This is a genomic window from Paenibacillus sp. Mc5Re-14, assembly GCF_001049835.1.
GTDB classification, from domain to species: domain Bacteria; phylum Bacillota; class Bacilli; order Paenibacillales; family Paenibacillaceae; genus Paenibacillus; species Paenibacillus polymyxa_C.
Genome location: NZ_CVPD01000001.1, coordinates 3,506,202 through 3,520,257, shown reverse-complemented (window position 1 = coordinate 3,520,257; position 14,056 = coordinate 3,506,202). Strand labels below are relative to the sequence as shown.

Genomic DNA, 14,056 nt, shown 5'->3' with positions numbered 1-14,056 from the left:
CTTCCGAACCGTACAGATTGAGCACTGTTATTGGTCAGTGTCCATCTATACAGCATATCATAATGTTTGGGTTCCGAGTAGTTAGTCCTTCTTCATTTCTACAGGTTTAGCACCTGCCTGAATTTTGGACTTCAATTGTTGAAGCTGCTCATCCACTTTAAATTGTTTTTCAGCTTCTGCGGGATTAACATATGCCTCTCCCGGTGCTTGACGATAAGGGGCACGCAGTACGTCAGCTTCTGCCTCCATTTGCATGATTTTTTCCTCCATGCGGTGGAAGCCCAGCGAAGCAGACCCGCTTTCAATCGTGTGCAAACTATTGATTTGCGACATTTGCTTTTTGGCTTTTGCCATTTGAGCACGAGATACCAGCTCATTACGCTTATTGCGCATTTTGTAGAATTCATCCTTCATTCCATGAAGCTGCTGTACCAGTTCTTTGGCTTGGAGCTCGGCTTGAGTGTGCAAGTCACGGTATTCATCCTGCTTTTGCACAAAATAAACCTTCTCGCCCAGTAGCTTGCGTGCTACTTCTTCCTGGCCATTTCGCAATGCAGATTCAGCCTGCTTTTCGCGCTCATTGGATACACGCACAGCCTCCTCCAAACGCTGTTTCATACGACGCTCATTTGCCATTTGCTTGGCGACCGTTACCTCAGCCTCGTGAATTTCTGCCTCCATATCGCGCAAGTACTGATTTAACATGATAATCGGATCTTCAACTTTATCCAACATTTCATTCACCGATGCTCTTGTCATATCCTTCATTCTTTTAAAAATTCCCATTATTTACGTTCTCCCTTCTCGAATTGCTCTACTTTTTTACGTAACTCTTCCAGTTCCTTTTTCATTGCTTTTTTCTCGATATCTTCCATCATGGAATCCAGATCACTGTTGTGCCCTGTATTAAATTTGGATGAATAGCGGGCATCCTGACCAAACGGGTTCGAGTTGCCGTATGCTCCGCCTTGATTGTAACCAGTTCCTTGTCCATACTGCGTTCTAGTACTACTACCGCCATAATAGCGTGGATCTTGATGGGTATAGGGACCACTATCTGGACCAAATCCTCCGTCGTAAGGAGATCTTGGTTCCTTGGAAATAACCAACGCTGCAATCACATAAATCATAAATGTGGTGCCTGCTGTAATAAAGAAACTGATCACAACCAAAATACGTATCCAAGTTGAGTCCATTCCTGTTGCGTCAGAAAGACCGCCACATACTCCAGTTAATACTCTATCCCGGTTTGATCGGTAAATTCGGGTCATAATTTACTTACTCCTTCCCGCTGTTGTTCAGCTTGCTTTTCAGTCTCGCCCACTCTTGTTCGAGCAGCGATCCACCGGTGTGAGCATCCCTTGTATACTCCTCACCCCGGCGCAATTCACGCAGACTCATCGTTTCTGCTTCCATATCAGCTACCCGGTCTTCCAAGCGGTTGAACATTCGGGGAACATTTCGTCCGCCGTATGTACCTGCCCGTTCGTTCATTTGCTGCTGGAGTCTCAACGTTTGTACACGTGCAGCGTAATACTGACGCTTACTGTGTACCGTCTGGTATTCTGTTTTTAATGTATCCAGCTGTTGCTCCAATTCACGTAATGATTCACGGCTCTGTTCCCACAGTTCTCTATACTGCTCTTCTTTTTCTGCATACAGCATTTTTTCCTGAAGGGCTAGCTTTGCGACGTGTTCTTCATCTGCTTTCAAAGCCAGAAGCGCCTGTTCCTCCCGTTTGGCCTGCATGGACAATGCATGATCCAACTGCTGCTTCATTTGTCTTGTATGCACTGCATACTGCTGTTGAAGCTTTTCCGCTTCGGCGATTTCCTGCCGGGTATTATATAGGAACTGGTCAATGAGTTGTACCGGATCTTGGCTTTGTTCCAAATGCTCATTGAAGGTTGCTACCGTAATATCACGCATTCTTCGAAAAACACTCATTGGCGTCTACTCCTTTCACAATTTCGTATTTTCATCATTTCTTGCTCTTTGCTTTCGTACATTATTCTTCATCCTCAAACTGTCACATTCAGTAGCGACTTCTACGGTCACTCAGCATAGATACACCAAATATGATTAACCCGATTGCCAGCAGTGGTCCAATTAGCCAGGATAGCTTGCCCAGCAAAATCAGTACCCCGAGCACAAGCACGATCCAGCCGAAGAGTGCATTTCCTCTTTTCACACCGTAGTACCCCAGCATAACCATGGCTATCGGAATTAAGTAACCAATCAGATGTCCTACAAAGTGACCGAAAAACGGAGTAAACTTACCGAGCAGCATAATCGAACCCAACACGATCAGTACAATGGCTAACCCATTCCCTTTGTTAACTCTCATCATCTCTCACCGCCTTTCACTGTGTCTTGCTTATGTCCTTATTGTACGCTGACCTAGCGTTTGACAAAACGGACCCCAGACGGTTTTTGAACCTAGACCTAAGTCGGGGATGGATATAGACCTGCGGCTATCCTCCTCTATGCTGCTCTGCTGCAAGGGATGTTGAGTGCCGCTTTCCTGCATGCTTAGAGCGTAGTGAGAGGACGAGACAAGCAAATAAAGCTACCGCTGCAACCATATATGGCATATTAATATGAACATCAAACAGCAGTCCCGCAATTAACGGTCCAATGACATTCCCCAAGCTGGTATAGGACGAGTTCATACCCGCTACAAACCCTTGCTCATCCCCAGCCTGCCGCGATAGAGAAGTGCTTACTGCCGGGCGAAGGATATCCATAGCCAGAAAAATGATAAAAGTCGTCAGCATAATCATCACGTACTGCTCAGCAAATAAAGTTAGGAAAATAAACAGTCCTCCAATAGCCAAGCAAAGGTGAATTACTTTTTTCTCACCAAAACGGTTAATGATCCAACCAAATATAGTTGCTTGCACAACTGCTCCCAAAATAGAGCCTGTCGTTATAATGATGGCAATATCCATTGGTGTAAAACCATATTTATGGTCAACAAACAGTCCAAATACCGTTTCAAAATTTGCCAATCCAAAAGCAACGACAAATACAATGAGCAAGCCCATGAAATACGGAGATTGATAGGACTTCGCAAATTGCTGTAAAAGGTTTTCTTTTTCCCGCGGAAGCTCTCTATTGTACTGTTGCTTTTCCTTGCTCAAAGACTCCGGCAACACGAGCAGAGACAAAATAGCCGCTATCCCTGCAGCACCTGCCGCCGCAAAGAAGGGAATACGTATTCCATAGGCAGCAAGCAAACCGCCAATCCCTGGTCCGATTATGAAGCCTGTGTTAATCGCTGCATTAATCATCCCCATACCCTTGCCTCTTTCTTCAAACGAGGTCACATCAGCGACGTAGGCCATAATAGAAGGAGTAAGCAACGCTGCCCCTACCCCGCCCATGATTCGTGCAACAAACAAAGTAGGGACGGAACTCGCCAGTCCAAAAACAAGCTCTGACAGCATAAAAATGAACATTCCAGAAACAATCAACTTTTTACGTCCATAACGGTCAGATAATTTTCCTGACAGCGGTGATAATAAAAGCTGTGTCAACGCAAAAGCTGCAACCATCAGCCCCATGGAAGAACCGTTCATCCCTAGCTCGCTTATAAATTTAGGTAAAACAGGAACAACTAATCCAATCCCCATGAATGCTAAAAAAATGTTAAGCATCAATAACAGCATTGCTCCCCGATTTCTTGTCAGTATAGACATATTTCCACCCTTCCTTTTCAGAACCCCTTTTATTTATCAATAGTTAATTTCAGTATCCCAACTTCAAAAACAAAAAAACTTTAATTGTTTTATTAGTTTTCACATAAAAAAAGCCTCTATTAATATGCACATATTATTAGGCTATTTTTGTTTTTCGACTAACCCAAATAACAATATATCTACAATGGAATAAGTTGCTTCCTCTACCGTCACACTGTTATCCAGAAAGAAACGCTGATCAAGCGTTAAATTTACTGAATCAATAATAAGCTTCATGATCAGAGCCTCATTTTTATTCACAATAATTCCTTCTCGGATACCTTCCTGAATTAATGTTCTAATCGGAGACCAATCATTTAAATCAGCATGTACTCTTTTCCATTGCTCAGGATAATATTTTTTCATCTGGTCTAATATTCTTAAATCATAAAACTTATAATACAGCGGCATAACCCTAATCGACTGTTTAATCTTTTCTAACAAAGATAATTCATTGTTTCGGATAATTTGTTCTGTCTTTTGAATCATATCATCATTTGTACGCTCAATCAGTGTCTCTAAAATAAGCGTCTTAGATGAAAAATTCTCGTACAATGTACGCTTACTGATGGCAAGTCTTTTCGCAAGATCATCCATAGTAAATTTCAAGCCATTCTCATGAACTTCCTCTACAAAAGCTTCCAAAATTCTTTCCTGCATATGCATTCCTCATTTCTCTTACACTTAATAAACTATAAATGTTTTTTCAGTACCATCATCCTACTACAACTTTCAAAGTCCCAGTCAAATATAAACCTAATTAAAAAGGATCTCTGCAAAGTTCTTATCTTCCACTCATCTGGATCCAAGTTAATCTTGTTGCCAAAGTTAAGAATACGAATAATAAAAAGGATGATAAAATGCATTAAAGCATTTTATCATCCTTCTATATATACCGGCGAGAGGACTCGAACCTCCACGGTTTCCCACTCGATTTTGAGTCGAGCGCGTCTGCCATTCCGCCACGCCGGCATATTAAGTTATGGAGGCGCCACCCAGATTTGAACTGGGGAATAAAGCTTTTGCAGAGCTTTGCCTTACCACTTGGCTATGGCGCCAGAGTATAAAAAGCGGACGACGGGAATCGAACCCGCGACCCTCGCCTTGGCAAGGCGATGCTCTACCGCTGAGCCACGTCCGCATAAGATGGCTGGGGATATAGGATTTGAACCTATGCATGACGGAGTCAAAGTCCGTTGCCTTACCGCTTGGCTAATCCCCAATAAGAAAGGGCGGCCGATGGGGCTTGAACCCACGAATGCCGGAGTCACAGTCCGGTGCGTTAACCACTTCGCCACGACCGCCACAGGAAAAGAAGTAATTGGCAGGGGCAGCAGGAATTGAACCCACACCAACGGTTTTGGAGACCGTTGTTCTACCTTTAAACTATGCCCCTATAAAACTGGTGGAGGATGATGGATTCGAACCACCGAACCCGTAAGGGAGCAGATTTACAGTCTGATGCGTTTGGCCACTTCGCTAATCCTCCAAAATGGTGCCGGCGAGAGGACTTGAACCCCCAACCTACTGATTACAAGTCAGTTGCTCTACCAATTGAGCTACACCGGCACAAAAACTATTCAATTAAAAGTGGCTCGGGACGGAATCGAACCGCCGACACGAGGATTTTCAGTCCTCTGCTCTACCGACTGAGCTACCGAGCCTTACAATAAGACCCTTTATCAATTAATACATTAATAATGGCGGAACTGACGGGATTCGAACCCGCGATCTCCTGCGTGACAGGCAGGCATGTTAGGCCTCTACACCACAGTTCCATAATAGATTTAAATTGGTTGCGGGGGCAGGATTTGAACCTGCGACCTTCGGGTTATGAGCCCGACGAGCTACCGAACTGCTCCACCCCGCGACAGTAATAAGTATTTATTTTAAAATGGTGGAGGCTGAGGGGATCGAACCCCCGACCCTCTGCTTGTAAGGCAGATGCTCTCCCAGCTGAGCTAAGCCTCCTCAACGGAACACTTCTCGTATTATACCATAACAAACTTTTTAATGCAATTTTTTTTATGACCCGTAGGGGATTCGAACCCCTGTTACCTCCGTGAAAGGGAGGTGTCTTAACCCCTTGACCAACGGGCCATGCTATAGAATAATTCTGGCGGAGAGAGAGGGATTCGAACCCTCGAGACGCTTTTGGCGCCTACACGATTTCCAATCGTGCTCCTTCGGCCAACTCGGACACCTCTCCATATGGCTCCCCGAACAGGACTCGAACCTGTGACAACTCGATTAACAGTCGAGTGCTCTACCAACTGAGCTATCAGGGAATATTAACACTTGTTTCAAGGTTACACCTTGAAAACTGAATCCGAAACTTATTGCGTCTTATCTTAGGATAAGCCCTCGACCGATTAGTATTGGTCAGCTCCATGCATTACTGCACTTCCACCCCCAACCTATCTACCTCGTCGTCTTCAAGGGGTCTTACGAATTGGGAAATCTCATCTTGAGGGGGGCTTCACGCTTAGATGCTTTCAGCGCTTATCCCTTCCGTACATAGCTACCCAGCGGTGCTCCTGGCGGAACAACTGGTACACCAGCGGTACGTCCATCCCGGTCCTCTCGTACTAAGGACAGCTCCTCTCAAATTTCCTACGCCCACGACAGATAGGGACCGAACTGTCTCACGACGTTCTGAACCCAGCTCGCGTACCGCTTTAATGGGCGAACAGCCCAACCCTTGGGACCTACTTCAGCCCCAGGATGCGATGAGCCGACATCGAGGTGCCAAACCTCCCCGTCGATGTGGACTCTTGGGGGAGATAAGCCTGTTATCCCCAGGGTAGCTTTTATCCGTTGAGCGATGGCCCTTCCATGCGGTACCACCGGATCACTAAGCCCGACTTTCGTCCCTGCTCGACTTGTAGGTCTCGCAGTCAAGCTCCCTTCTGCCTTTGCACTCTTCGAATGATTTCCAACCATTCTGAGGGAACCTTGGGGCGCCTCCGTTACTCTTTAGGAGGCGACCGCCCCAGTCAAACTGCCCACCTGACACTGTCCTCGCACCGGATCACGGTACCAAGTTAGAACCTAGATACGATCAGGGTGGTATCCCAAGGATGCCTCCTCTCAAGCTGGCGCTCAAGATTCAACGGCTCCCACCTATCCTGTACAGATCGTACCCAAATTCAATATCAAGCTGCAGTAAAGCTCCATGGGGTCTTTCCGTCTTGTCGCGGGTAACCTGCATCTTCACAGGTATTAAAATTTCACCGGATCTCTCGTTGAGACAGCGCCCAAGTCGTTACGCCATTCGTGCGGGTCAGAATTTACCTGACAAGGAATTTCGCTACCTTAGGACCGTTATAGTTACGGCCGCCGTTTACTGGGGCTTCGGTTCATAGCTTCGCCCGAAGGCTTACCACTCCCCTTAACCTTCCAGCACCGGGCAGGCGTCAGCCCGTATACTTCGCCTTGCGGCTTCGCACAGACCTGTGTTTTTGCTAAACAGTCGCTTGGGCCTTTTCACTGCGGCCCCCTCGGGCTATTCACCCTACCGAGGCACCCCTTCTCCCGAAGTTACGGGGTCATTTTGCCGAGTTCCTTAACGAGAGTTCTTCCGCGCGCCTTAGAATTCTCTTCTCGCCTACCTGTGTCGGTTTGCGGTACGGGCACCTTCTCCTGGCTAGAGGCTTTTCTTGGCAGTCTGAGATCATGACCTTCGCTACTGTAATTTTCGCTCCCCATCACAGCCCAGCCTTAACGATGTGCGGATTTGCCTACACATCAGCCTCACTGCTTAGACGGACATCCATCAGTCCGCGTCACTACCCTACTGCGTCACCCCATCGCTCATCACGGATTACGGTGGTACAGGAATTTCTACCTGTTGTCCTTCGACTACGCCTATCGGCCTCGCCTTAGGTCCCGACTTACCCTGAGCGGACGAACCTTCCTCAGGAACCCTTAGGCTTTCGGCGGATCTGATTCTCACAGATCTTTTCGTTACTCATACCGGCATTCTCACTTGAATGCAGTCCAGCGCTCCTTCCGGTACACCTTCAACCCGCATTCAACGCTCCCCTACCCCTGATGCAAATGCATCAAGCCATAGCTTCGGTGGTGTGTTTAGCCCCGTTACATTTTCGGCGCAGAGTCACTCGACCAGTGAGCTATTACGCACTCTTTCAATGGTGGCTGCTTCTAAGCCAACATCCTGGTTGTCTGTGCAACTCCACATCCTTTCCCACTTAACACACACTTGGGGACCTTAGCTGATGGTCTGGGCTGTTTCCCTTTCGACAATGGATCTTAGCACTCACTGTCTGACTCCCGGAACTAAATCTATGGCATTCGGAGTTTGACTGAGCTTGGTAACCCTTGCGGGCCCCGCACCCAATCAGTGCTCTACCTCCACGATTCTTCTTTCCGAGGCTAGCCCTAAAGCTATTTCGGGGAGAACCAGCTATCTCCGGGTTCGATTGGAATTTCTCCGCTACCCCCACCTCATCCCCGCATTTTTCAACATGCGTGGGTTCGGGCCTCCAGTGCGTGTTACCGCACCTTCACCCTGGACAGGGGTAGATCACCCGGTTTCGGGTCTACGTCCACGTACTCATTCGCCCTATTCAGACTCGCTTTCGCTGCGGCTTCAGCTCTTCACCTTAACCTTGCACGGGAACGTAACTCGCCGGTTCATTCTACAAAAGGCACGCCATCACCCCTAAATTGGGCTCTGACTTCTTGTAAGCACACGGTTTCAGGATCTATTTCACTCCCCTTCCGGGGTGCTTTTCACCTTTCCCTCACGGTACTGCTTCACTATCGGTCGCCAGGGAGTATTTAGCCTTGGCAGATGGTCCTGCCGGATTCATACGGGGTTTCACGTGCCCCGCACTACTCGGGATCCGTCTCGGAGAGAACAGGTTTTGAACTACAGGGCTTTTACCTTCTCTGGCGGGCCTTTCCAGACCTCTTCATCTAACCGGTTCCTTTGTAACTCCATGTGAGACGTCCCACAACCCCAAGGAGCAAGCTCCTTGGTTTGGGCTAATCCGCGTTCGCTCGCCGCTACTGACGGAATCACTATTGTTTTCTCTTCCTCAGGGTACTTAGATGTTTCAGTTCCCCTGGTCTGCCTCTCACTCACCTATGAATTCAGTGAGTAGTGACTGTCGATGAAGACAGCCGGGTTTCCCCATTCGGACATCCCCGGATCAAAGCTTGCTTACAGCTCCCCGAGGCTTTATCGTTGTTCGCCACGTCCTTCGTCGGCTCCTGGCGCCTAGGCATCCTCCGTGTGCTCTTTGTAGCTTAACCTAGTATCTACAATGTAAATACGATATGCTACCTTTATTTCACTTGTTTACACAAGATCAGCTTAAAGGAATATTCTAAAACGCAATTTCGTTTCGGTATCCAGTTTTCAAGGTGCAATTTGAGAGTTTGAACTCTCAAAACTGAGCAACGAGTGAGTAAGTTTGAAGCTTATGCTTCATATTTGAATGTTTCCATTGCAGGAAACGATTCTCCATAGAAAGGAGGTGATCCAGCCGCACCTTCCGATACGGCTACCTTGTTACGACTTCACCCCAATCATCTACCCCACCTTCGGCGGCTGGCTCCTTGCGGTTACCTCACCGACTTCGGGTGTTGTAAACTCTCGTGGTGTGACGGGCGGTGTGTACAAGACCCGGGAACGTATTCACCGCGGCATGCTGATCCGCGATTACTAGCAATTCCGACTTCATGTAGGCGAGTTGCAGCCTACAATCCGAACTGAGACCGGCTTTTCTAGGATTGGCTCCACCTCGCGGCTTCGCTTCCCGTTGTACCGGCCATTGTAGTACGTGTGTAGCCCAGGTCATAAGGGGCATGATGATTTGACGTCATCCCCACCTTCCTCCGGTTTGTCACCGGCAGTCTGCTTAGAGTGCCCAGCTTGACCTGCTGGCAACTAAGCATAAGGGTTGCGCTCGTTGCGGGACTTAACCCAACATCTCACGACACGAGCTGACGACAACCATGCACCACCTGTCTCCTCTGTCCCGAAGGAAAGGCCTATCTCTAGACCGGTCAGAGGGATGTCAAGACCTGGTAAGGTTCTTCGCGTTGCTTCGAATTAAACCACATACTCCACTGCTTGTGCGGGTCCCCGTCAATTCCTTTGAGTTTCAGTCTTGCGACCGTACTCCCCAGGCGGAATGCTTAATGTGTTAACTTCGGCACCAAGGGTATCGAAACCCCTAACACCTAGCATTCATCGTTTACGGCGTGGACTACCAGGGTATCTAATCCTGTTTGCTCCCCACGCTTTCGCGCCTCAGCGTCAGTTACAGCCCAGAGAGTCGCCTTCGCCACTGGTGTTCCTCCACATCTCTACGCATTTCACCGCTACACGTGGAATTCCACTCTCCTCTTCTGCACTCAAGCTCCCCAGTTTCCAGTGCGACCCGAAGTTGAGCCTCGGGATTAAACACCAGACTTAAAGAGCCGCCTGCGCGCGCTTTACGCCCAATAATTCCGGACAACGCTTGCCCCCTACGTATTACCGCGGCTGCTGGCACGTAGTTAGCCGGGGCTTTCTTCTCAGGTACCGTCACTCTTGTAGCAGTTACTCTACAAGACGTTCTTCCCTGGCAACAGAGCTTTACGATCCGAAAACCTTCATCACTCACGCGGCGTTGCTCCGTCAGGCTTTCGCCCATTGCGGAAGATTCCCTACTGCTGCCTCCCGTAGGAGTCTGGGCCGTGTCTCAGTCCCAGTGTGGCCGATCACCCTCTCAGGTCGGCTACGCATCGTCGCCTTGGTAGGCCATTACCCCACCAACTAGCTAATGCGCCGCAGGCCCATCCACAAGTGACAGATTGCTCCGCCTTTCCTCCTTCTCCCATGCAGGAAAAGGATGTATCGGGTATTAGCTACCGTTTCCGGTAGTTATCCCTGTCTTGTGGGCAGGTTGCCTACGTGTTACTCACCCGTCCGCCGCTAGGTTATGTAGAAGCAAGCTTCTACATAACCCCGCTCGACTTGCATGTATTAGGCACGCCGCCAGCGTTCGTCCTGAGCCAGGATCAAACTCTCCATTAAAGACCAACCGAAGTTGGTTATAGAAAGAGCGATTAGCTCATGTTGAAACTGACGAGATAAAATATCTCTAGTTTGATTTTGCGAACAAAATCATTTACTCACTCGTTGTTCAGTTTTCAAAGATCAAACTTCATTCTTTCTTACTTTGTTTCACCACCGCGTCTCAGCGGCGACTTAAATAATGTAACACACAACCTCATTTTTCGTCAAGCATTTTTTAAAAATTTATTTTCTTGCTTGATGCAACACCTTTTATCCTGCTTTAGACAGTTCTAAATTATTCATGTTGCTTAATGGGGCGAGTTATAACTTAGCACATATTTTACATACTCGTCAAGCTAAAATAATCATTTGTTTATTTTCATTTCCTGTAAATTCTAAATCGCGCAAGAAAAAAGGAAGAATAGATCGTTTATCGACCTTTCTTCCTGATTAATTATTCTCCGCTCATCAAAGAAGGGAGTAGCGCAGTTCACGATTTTGTCCGCGATCCCTAAATTCCCCGATGGCTGATTCTCTAATAAGTGAACGATAAACCAGTTTACGGAGCACGACGGTAAGATCTAATTGTAGATTTTTTAACTCAGGATGATTCATAAGTTCATCTATAGACCAAGGTTCCCGTCTGCTGCCTAATATACGGAATAGCGGAGAGGAGCAGTCCTCCATTTTTGACATGACTGAAAATTCACAAGCAAGCAGTACCAGTTCAACCCGTTGCTCCAGAGTCTCCGTACTTAATGTGAGCTCGTTATACAGCTTCTCAATTGTTCGATCCAGCGGCTGCACCTGAACCCATAAGTGAACCTTCGGATAAATCCCACGTTCAATGAGTTCAATAGACGCCCAATGATCCAGTGCCTTCAGGACACTTTGATAAGCGTCAATGATTCGCCCTTCTCGCACTGCTTTTTTACCTTGAACGTAATTGACCAGAAAGCGCGAGAACTCATGAAATCGCTTCTGCTCCCGCAGTGGATCGTCAAATTCAATAATTTCCTGTCTTAAAAGACGTACCCTGTCATCCCGTTCCCAGACAATACGACCTTCTAGCACATAATCTATAATGTTGGCTTGTTCACCTGCGATAATCCAACCCTTCAGACAACTAAGCGTTGTGTACAACACTTGGCATTTTAATCCATTGATATATAAGTGTTGAATAGATCGAACTGGCTCCCGGCCTTCTCCAATAATTAGAATGAGTTCATCAAAGTCGTACAACATTGAACCATGAAAATATTCTCCTGGCTTTCTGTACGAAATAACACCTATTGAATCTTCCTGCAACAATTCATCATGCATCAGGTTTAATTTGGTTAGCTGCACTTCACCCTCCATACCTGCAAGGCGGCTATAACCGCTAAATTGGATATTTGGATACATGTGATCATTTCTACATAAATAAGAAACTTCCTTCTTCAATTGTATAATTTTTTATTTTATTTAATTATTTCTTTCAGTGTTATCCAAGCGTTTTTATCTGCAAAGCTTCGACTCCACACACCAATTCCACCCAAGTTCAGTGATTGGGCAAGTTCTACTCTTGCTTTCAGGGATATCTGATCCTCTAACCAAATCTTTTTGACCACACCGTCTTCGGTATACTCCACATAATTCTGACCTTCGGAAGCTTTAAATTTGGGTTTCAACTTAAATTGGGCTACGATTTCCGCCGCTGACTCCATACCAATTGATTTGGAGGTGACCTTAATCTTCCCTTCTTTGGGAGTCTCGGACCAAACACGAGTATATAACGGAATACCTAAAATCACTTTTTGAGGCGGCACTTCGTCTTCCTGAAGAATGCGCTTAATTGACGTTTCTGTCCATGGTAACGAGGCGACCGAACCGGCTTTTGGACTAGCTGCCCAATGCTCATCATACGCCATTACCATGAGATAATCAGTAATCGCGCCCAATGATTTCCGATCCAAGAAGGCAGACCACATCTCACTTTGAGATTTAGGAGTAACATCAATGGACAGTATCAAATCATGTTCCCGAGCCATCGGTTTAAGTTCCCGTAAAAATTGGGTGACATTGGGACCATCCTTTGTATGAACATTTTCAAAGTCAATATTAATACCGTCCAGATCATTTTCTTGGGCAAGTGAAATCATCTGATCTACAATCGACTTTCGACGTTCAAAGGTAGATAGTGCCTCTGTTGTTATTTCGGGATTAAAGCTGTTGCTCAACAAGCCCCATACCTCTATCCCCTTACGATGTGCCCAGCTGACATATGCAGGGTCCGCCTTGCTTTCTACAGTACCCTCATGATCAACGACGCTGAACCATGTAGGGCTCACCACATTTACTCCAGGCATAGGATCAAATTTGGAAGGATCCGGCCTACGATTATAGACGGCTTCCCAAGCGAGATTCACAGGTTTACCCTGCCAATGCTTCTCCGAGATTGACAAATCGTCCTTAACCGAAGGTATCACAAGTTCTTCTCCTTCAGAGATACAGTCTGACTTAATGTATCCTGCATAACCATTGTCTAACTGCACAAAATACCAGTCGCCCTGTTGAGACCAGATGCGTACTTTCGTCTGCTGTGATACATCTGCCAGAATAAAGGATAGACTAGAGGCTTCTTTACGCAAAGCTATCCTAGCATCCTGTTGCCCATCTTTCTTTTCTACACTACCTAGCCTGACCTTCTCTCCGGCTTTCATCAGAATGACGGCACCTGTTACAGGGTCTTCGTGGATGGATATACCATATACTTCACGTACAGCCTCAATGGGGACATACACCTCTCCACTGATTATCTGAGGAGCAGCGCTAGACGTATATGTTTTACCATTCAGTTCGCCTTGTGTCTTTGAAACATTCATATGGAGCAAGCTTTGTCTCGTTGCCATAATGACGGTTTGGCTGTCATCCTCATAACGAATTGTAGGGTCAATTTGGCCTTGTATCAATTTAAGCGGCATCAGGATGTTCTTACCGGAGCTTTGAGCTTCATATCCGGTCAACTTGCCCTTCATAAAAATAGGTCGGACACTCCCCTGCCAATCGGGTTTCTCGTGAAGAGGATTACCGTACCATACGACAGTAATTGCACATATAATCGCTGCGATTAATAGCAGGCTTGCCGCTCCTTTGAATCGAGAACGTTTACGGCGGCGTCTGGAATGATTTCTGGCCAATATGGAACCTCCATTTTAAGAAATTTTGATTTCTGTATTTTGTAACTTTAACAGATTACTTGAAACAAAAAACAAAGTGATTCAAATAAAAAAACGCGGTAAAT

At 46.7% G+C, this 14,056-nt stretch carries 8 protein-coding genes, 15 tRNA genes and 2 rRNA genes; all 25 read right to left on the bottom strand.

Annotated elements, in window-relative coordinates; all coding sequences use genetic code 11:
- Window positions 1-81: 81 nt before the first annotated feature.
- Entirely contained in the window at window positions 82-786 is a 705-nt protein-coding gene (locus tag BN1546_RS15945) for a PspA/IM30 family protein (RefSeq protein WP_090738262.1), read from the bottom strand.
- Window positions 786-1,271, bottom strand: coding sequence for a PspC domain-containing protein (locus BN1546_RS15940; RefSeq protein ID WP_013372999.1), 486 nt, complete (start codon window positions 1,269-1,271; stop codon window positions 786-788). The genes BN1546_RS15945 and BN1546_RS15940 overlap by 1 nt, the downstream gene beginning before the upstream one ends.
- A gap of 7 nt (window positions 1,272-1,278) precedes the next feature.
- Window positions 1,279-1,947 (bottom strand): PspA/IM30 family protein, encoded by a 669-nt coding sequence (locus BN1546_RS15935; protein WP_040102898.1) that lies wholly within the window; start codon window positions 1,945-1,947, stop codon window positions 1,279-1,281.
- 88 nt (window positions 1,948-2,035) lie between these two features.
- Window positions 2,036-2,347, bottom strand: a complete 312-nt coding sequence (locus tag BN1546_RS15930; RefSeq protein WP_016324716.1) for a LiaF transmembrane domain-containing protein — start codon at window positions 2,345-2,347, stop codon at window positions 2,036-2,038.
- A gap of 127 nt (window positions 2,348-2,474) precedes the next feature.
- Window positions 2,475-3,701: an MFS transporter gene (locus BN1546_RS15925; protein WP_090738260.1), complete on the bottom strand. Its 1,227-nt coding sequence runs from the start codon at window positions 3,699-3,701 to the stop codon at window positions 2,475-2,477.
- A 141-nt stretch (window positions 3,702-3,842) separates the two neighbouring features.
- The gene (locus BN1546_RS15920) at window positions 3,843-4,400 is read right to left on the bottom strand and encodes a TetR/AcrR family transcriptional regulator (RefSeq protein WP_040103827.1); all 558 of its coding nucleotides are present in this window, start codon (window positions 4,398-4,400) and stop codon (window positions 3,843-3,845) included.
- A 233-nt stretch (window positions 4,401-4,633) separates the two neighbouring features.
- Window positions 4,634-4,712: transfer RNA gene (locus BN1546_RS15915), tRNA-Leu, on the bottom strand.
- 11 nt (window positions 4,713-4,723) lie between these two features.
- Window positions 4,724-4,798, bottom strand: a tRNA-Cys gene (locus tag BN1546_RS15910).
- An 11-nt stretch (window positions 4,799-4,809) separates the two neighbouring features.
- Window positions 4,810-4,881 (bottom strand) — tRNA-Gly (locus BN1546_RS15905).
- Window positions 4,882-4,887: 6 nt separating this feature from the next.
- A tRNA-Gln gene (locus tag BN1546_RS15900) sits at window positions 4,888-4,962 on the bottom strand.
- A gap of 9 nt (window positions 4,963-4,971) precedes the next feature.
- A tRNA-His gene (locus BN1546_RS15895) sits at window positions 4,972-5,044 on the bottom strand.
- Between the two features lie 18 nt (window positions 5,045-5,062).
- A tRNA-Trp gene (locus BN1546_RS15890) sits at window positions 5,063-5,136 on the bottom strand.
- Between the two features lie 7 nt (window positions 5,137-5,143).
- Window positions 5,144-5,229: transfer RNA gene (locus tag BN1546_RS15885), tRNA-Tyr, on the bottom strand.
- A gap of 4 nt (window positions 5,230-5,233) precedes the next feature.
- A tRNA-Thr gene (locus BN1546_RS15880) sits at window positions 5,234-5,309 on the bottom strand.
- Window positions 5,310-5,331: 22 nt separating this feature from the next.
- Window positions 5,332-5,404 (bottom strand) — tRNA-Phe (locus BN1546_RS15875).
- Window positions 5,405-5,441: 37 nt separating this feature from the next.
- A tRNA-Asp gene (locus BN1546_RS15870) sits at window positions 5,442-5,518 on the bottom strand.
- A gap of 15 nt (window positions 5,519-5,533) precedes the next feature.
- Window positions 5,534-5,610: transfer RNA gene (locus BN1546_RS15865), tRNA-Met, on the bottom strand.
- A 25-nt stretch (window positions 5,611-5,635) separates the two neighbouring features.
- Window positions 5,636-5,711 (bottom strand) — tRNA-Val (locus BN1546_RS15860).
- A gap of 57 nt (window positions 5,712-5,768) precedes the next feature.
- A tRNA-Glu gene (locus tag BN1546_RS15855) sits at window positions 5,769-5,840 on the bottom strand.
- A gap of 17 nt (window positions 5,841-5,857) precedes the next feature.
- Window positions 5,858-5,949 (bottom strand) — tRNA-Ser (locus BN1546_RS15850).
- A 3-nt stretch (window positions 5,950-5,952) separates the two neighbouring features.
- Window positions 5,953-6,028 (bottom strand) — tRNA-Asn (locus tag BN1546_RS15845).
- A 64-nt stretch (window positions 6,029-6,092) separates the two neighbouring features.
- Window positions 6,093-9,020, bottom strand: a 23S ribosomal RNA gene (locus BN1546_RS15840).
- Between the two features lie 217 nt (window positions 9,021-9,237).
- Window positions 9,238-10,791, bottom strand: a 16S ribosomal RNA gene (locus BN1546_RS15835).
- The 16S and 23S rRNA genes sit together here with 15 tRNA genes alongside, the layout of an rRNA operon.
- Before the next feature lie 450 nt (window positions 10,792-11,241).
- A complete protein-coding gene (locus BN1546_RS15830; RefSeq protein WP_013373013.1) occupies window positions 11,242-12,177 on the bottom strand; it encodes a nucleotidyltransferase-like protein in 936 nt (311 codons plus the stop codon).
- Between the two features lie 56 nt (window positions 12,178-12,233).
- On the bottom strand, window positions 12,234-13,952 hold the full coding sequence (locus tag BN1546_RS15825; protein ID WP_090738258.1) for a glycosyl hydrolase family 18 protein: 1,719 nt from the start codon (window positions 13,950-13,952) through the stop codon (window positions 12,234-12,236).
- Window positions 13,953-14,056 lie beyond the last annotated feature (104 nt).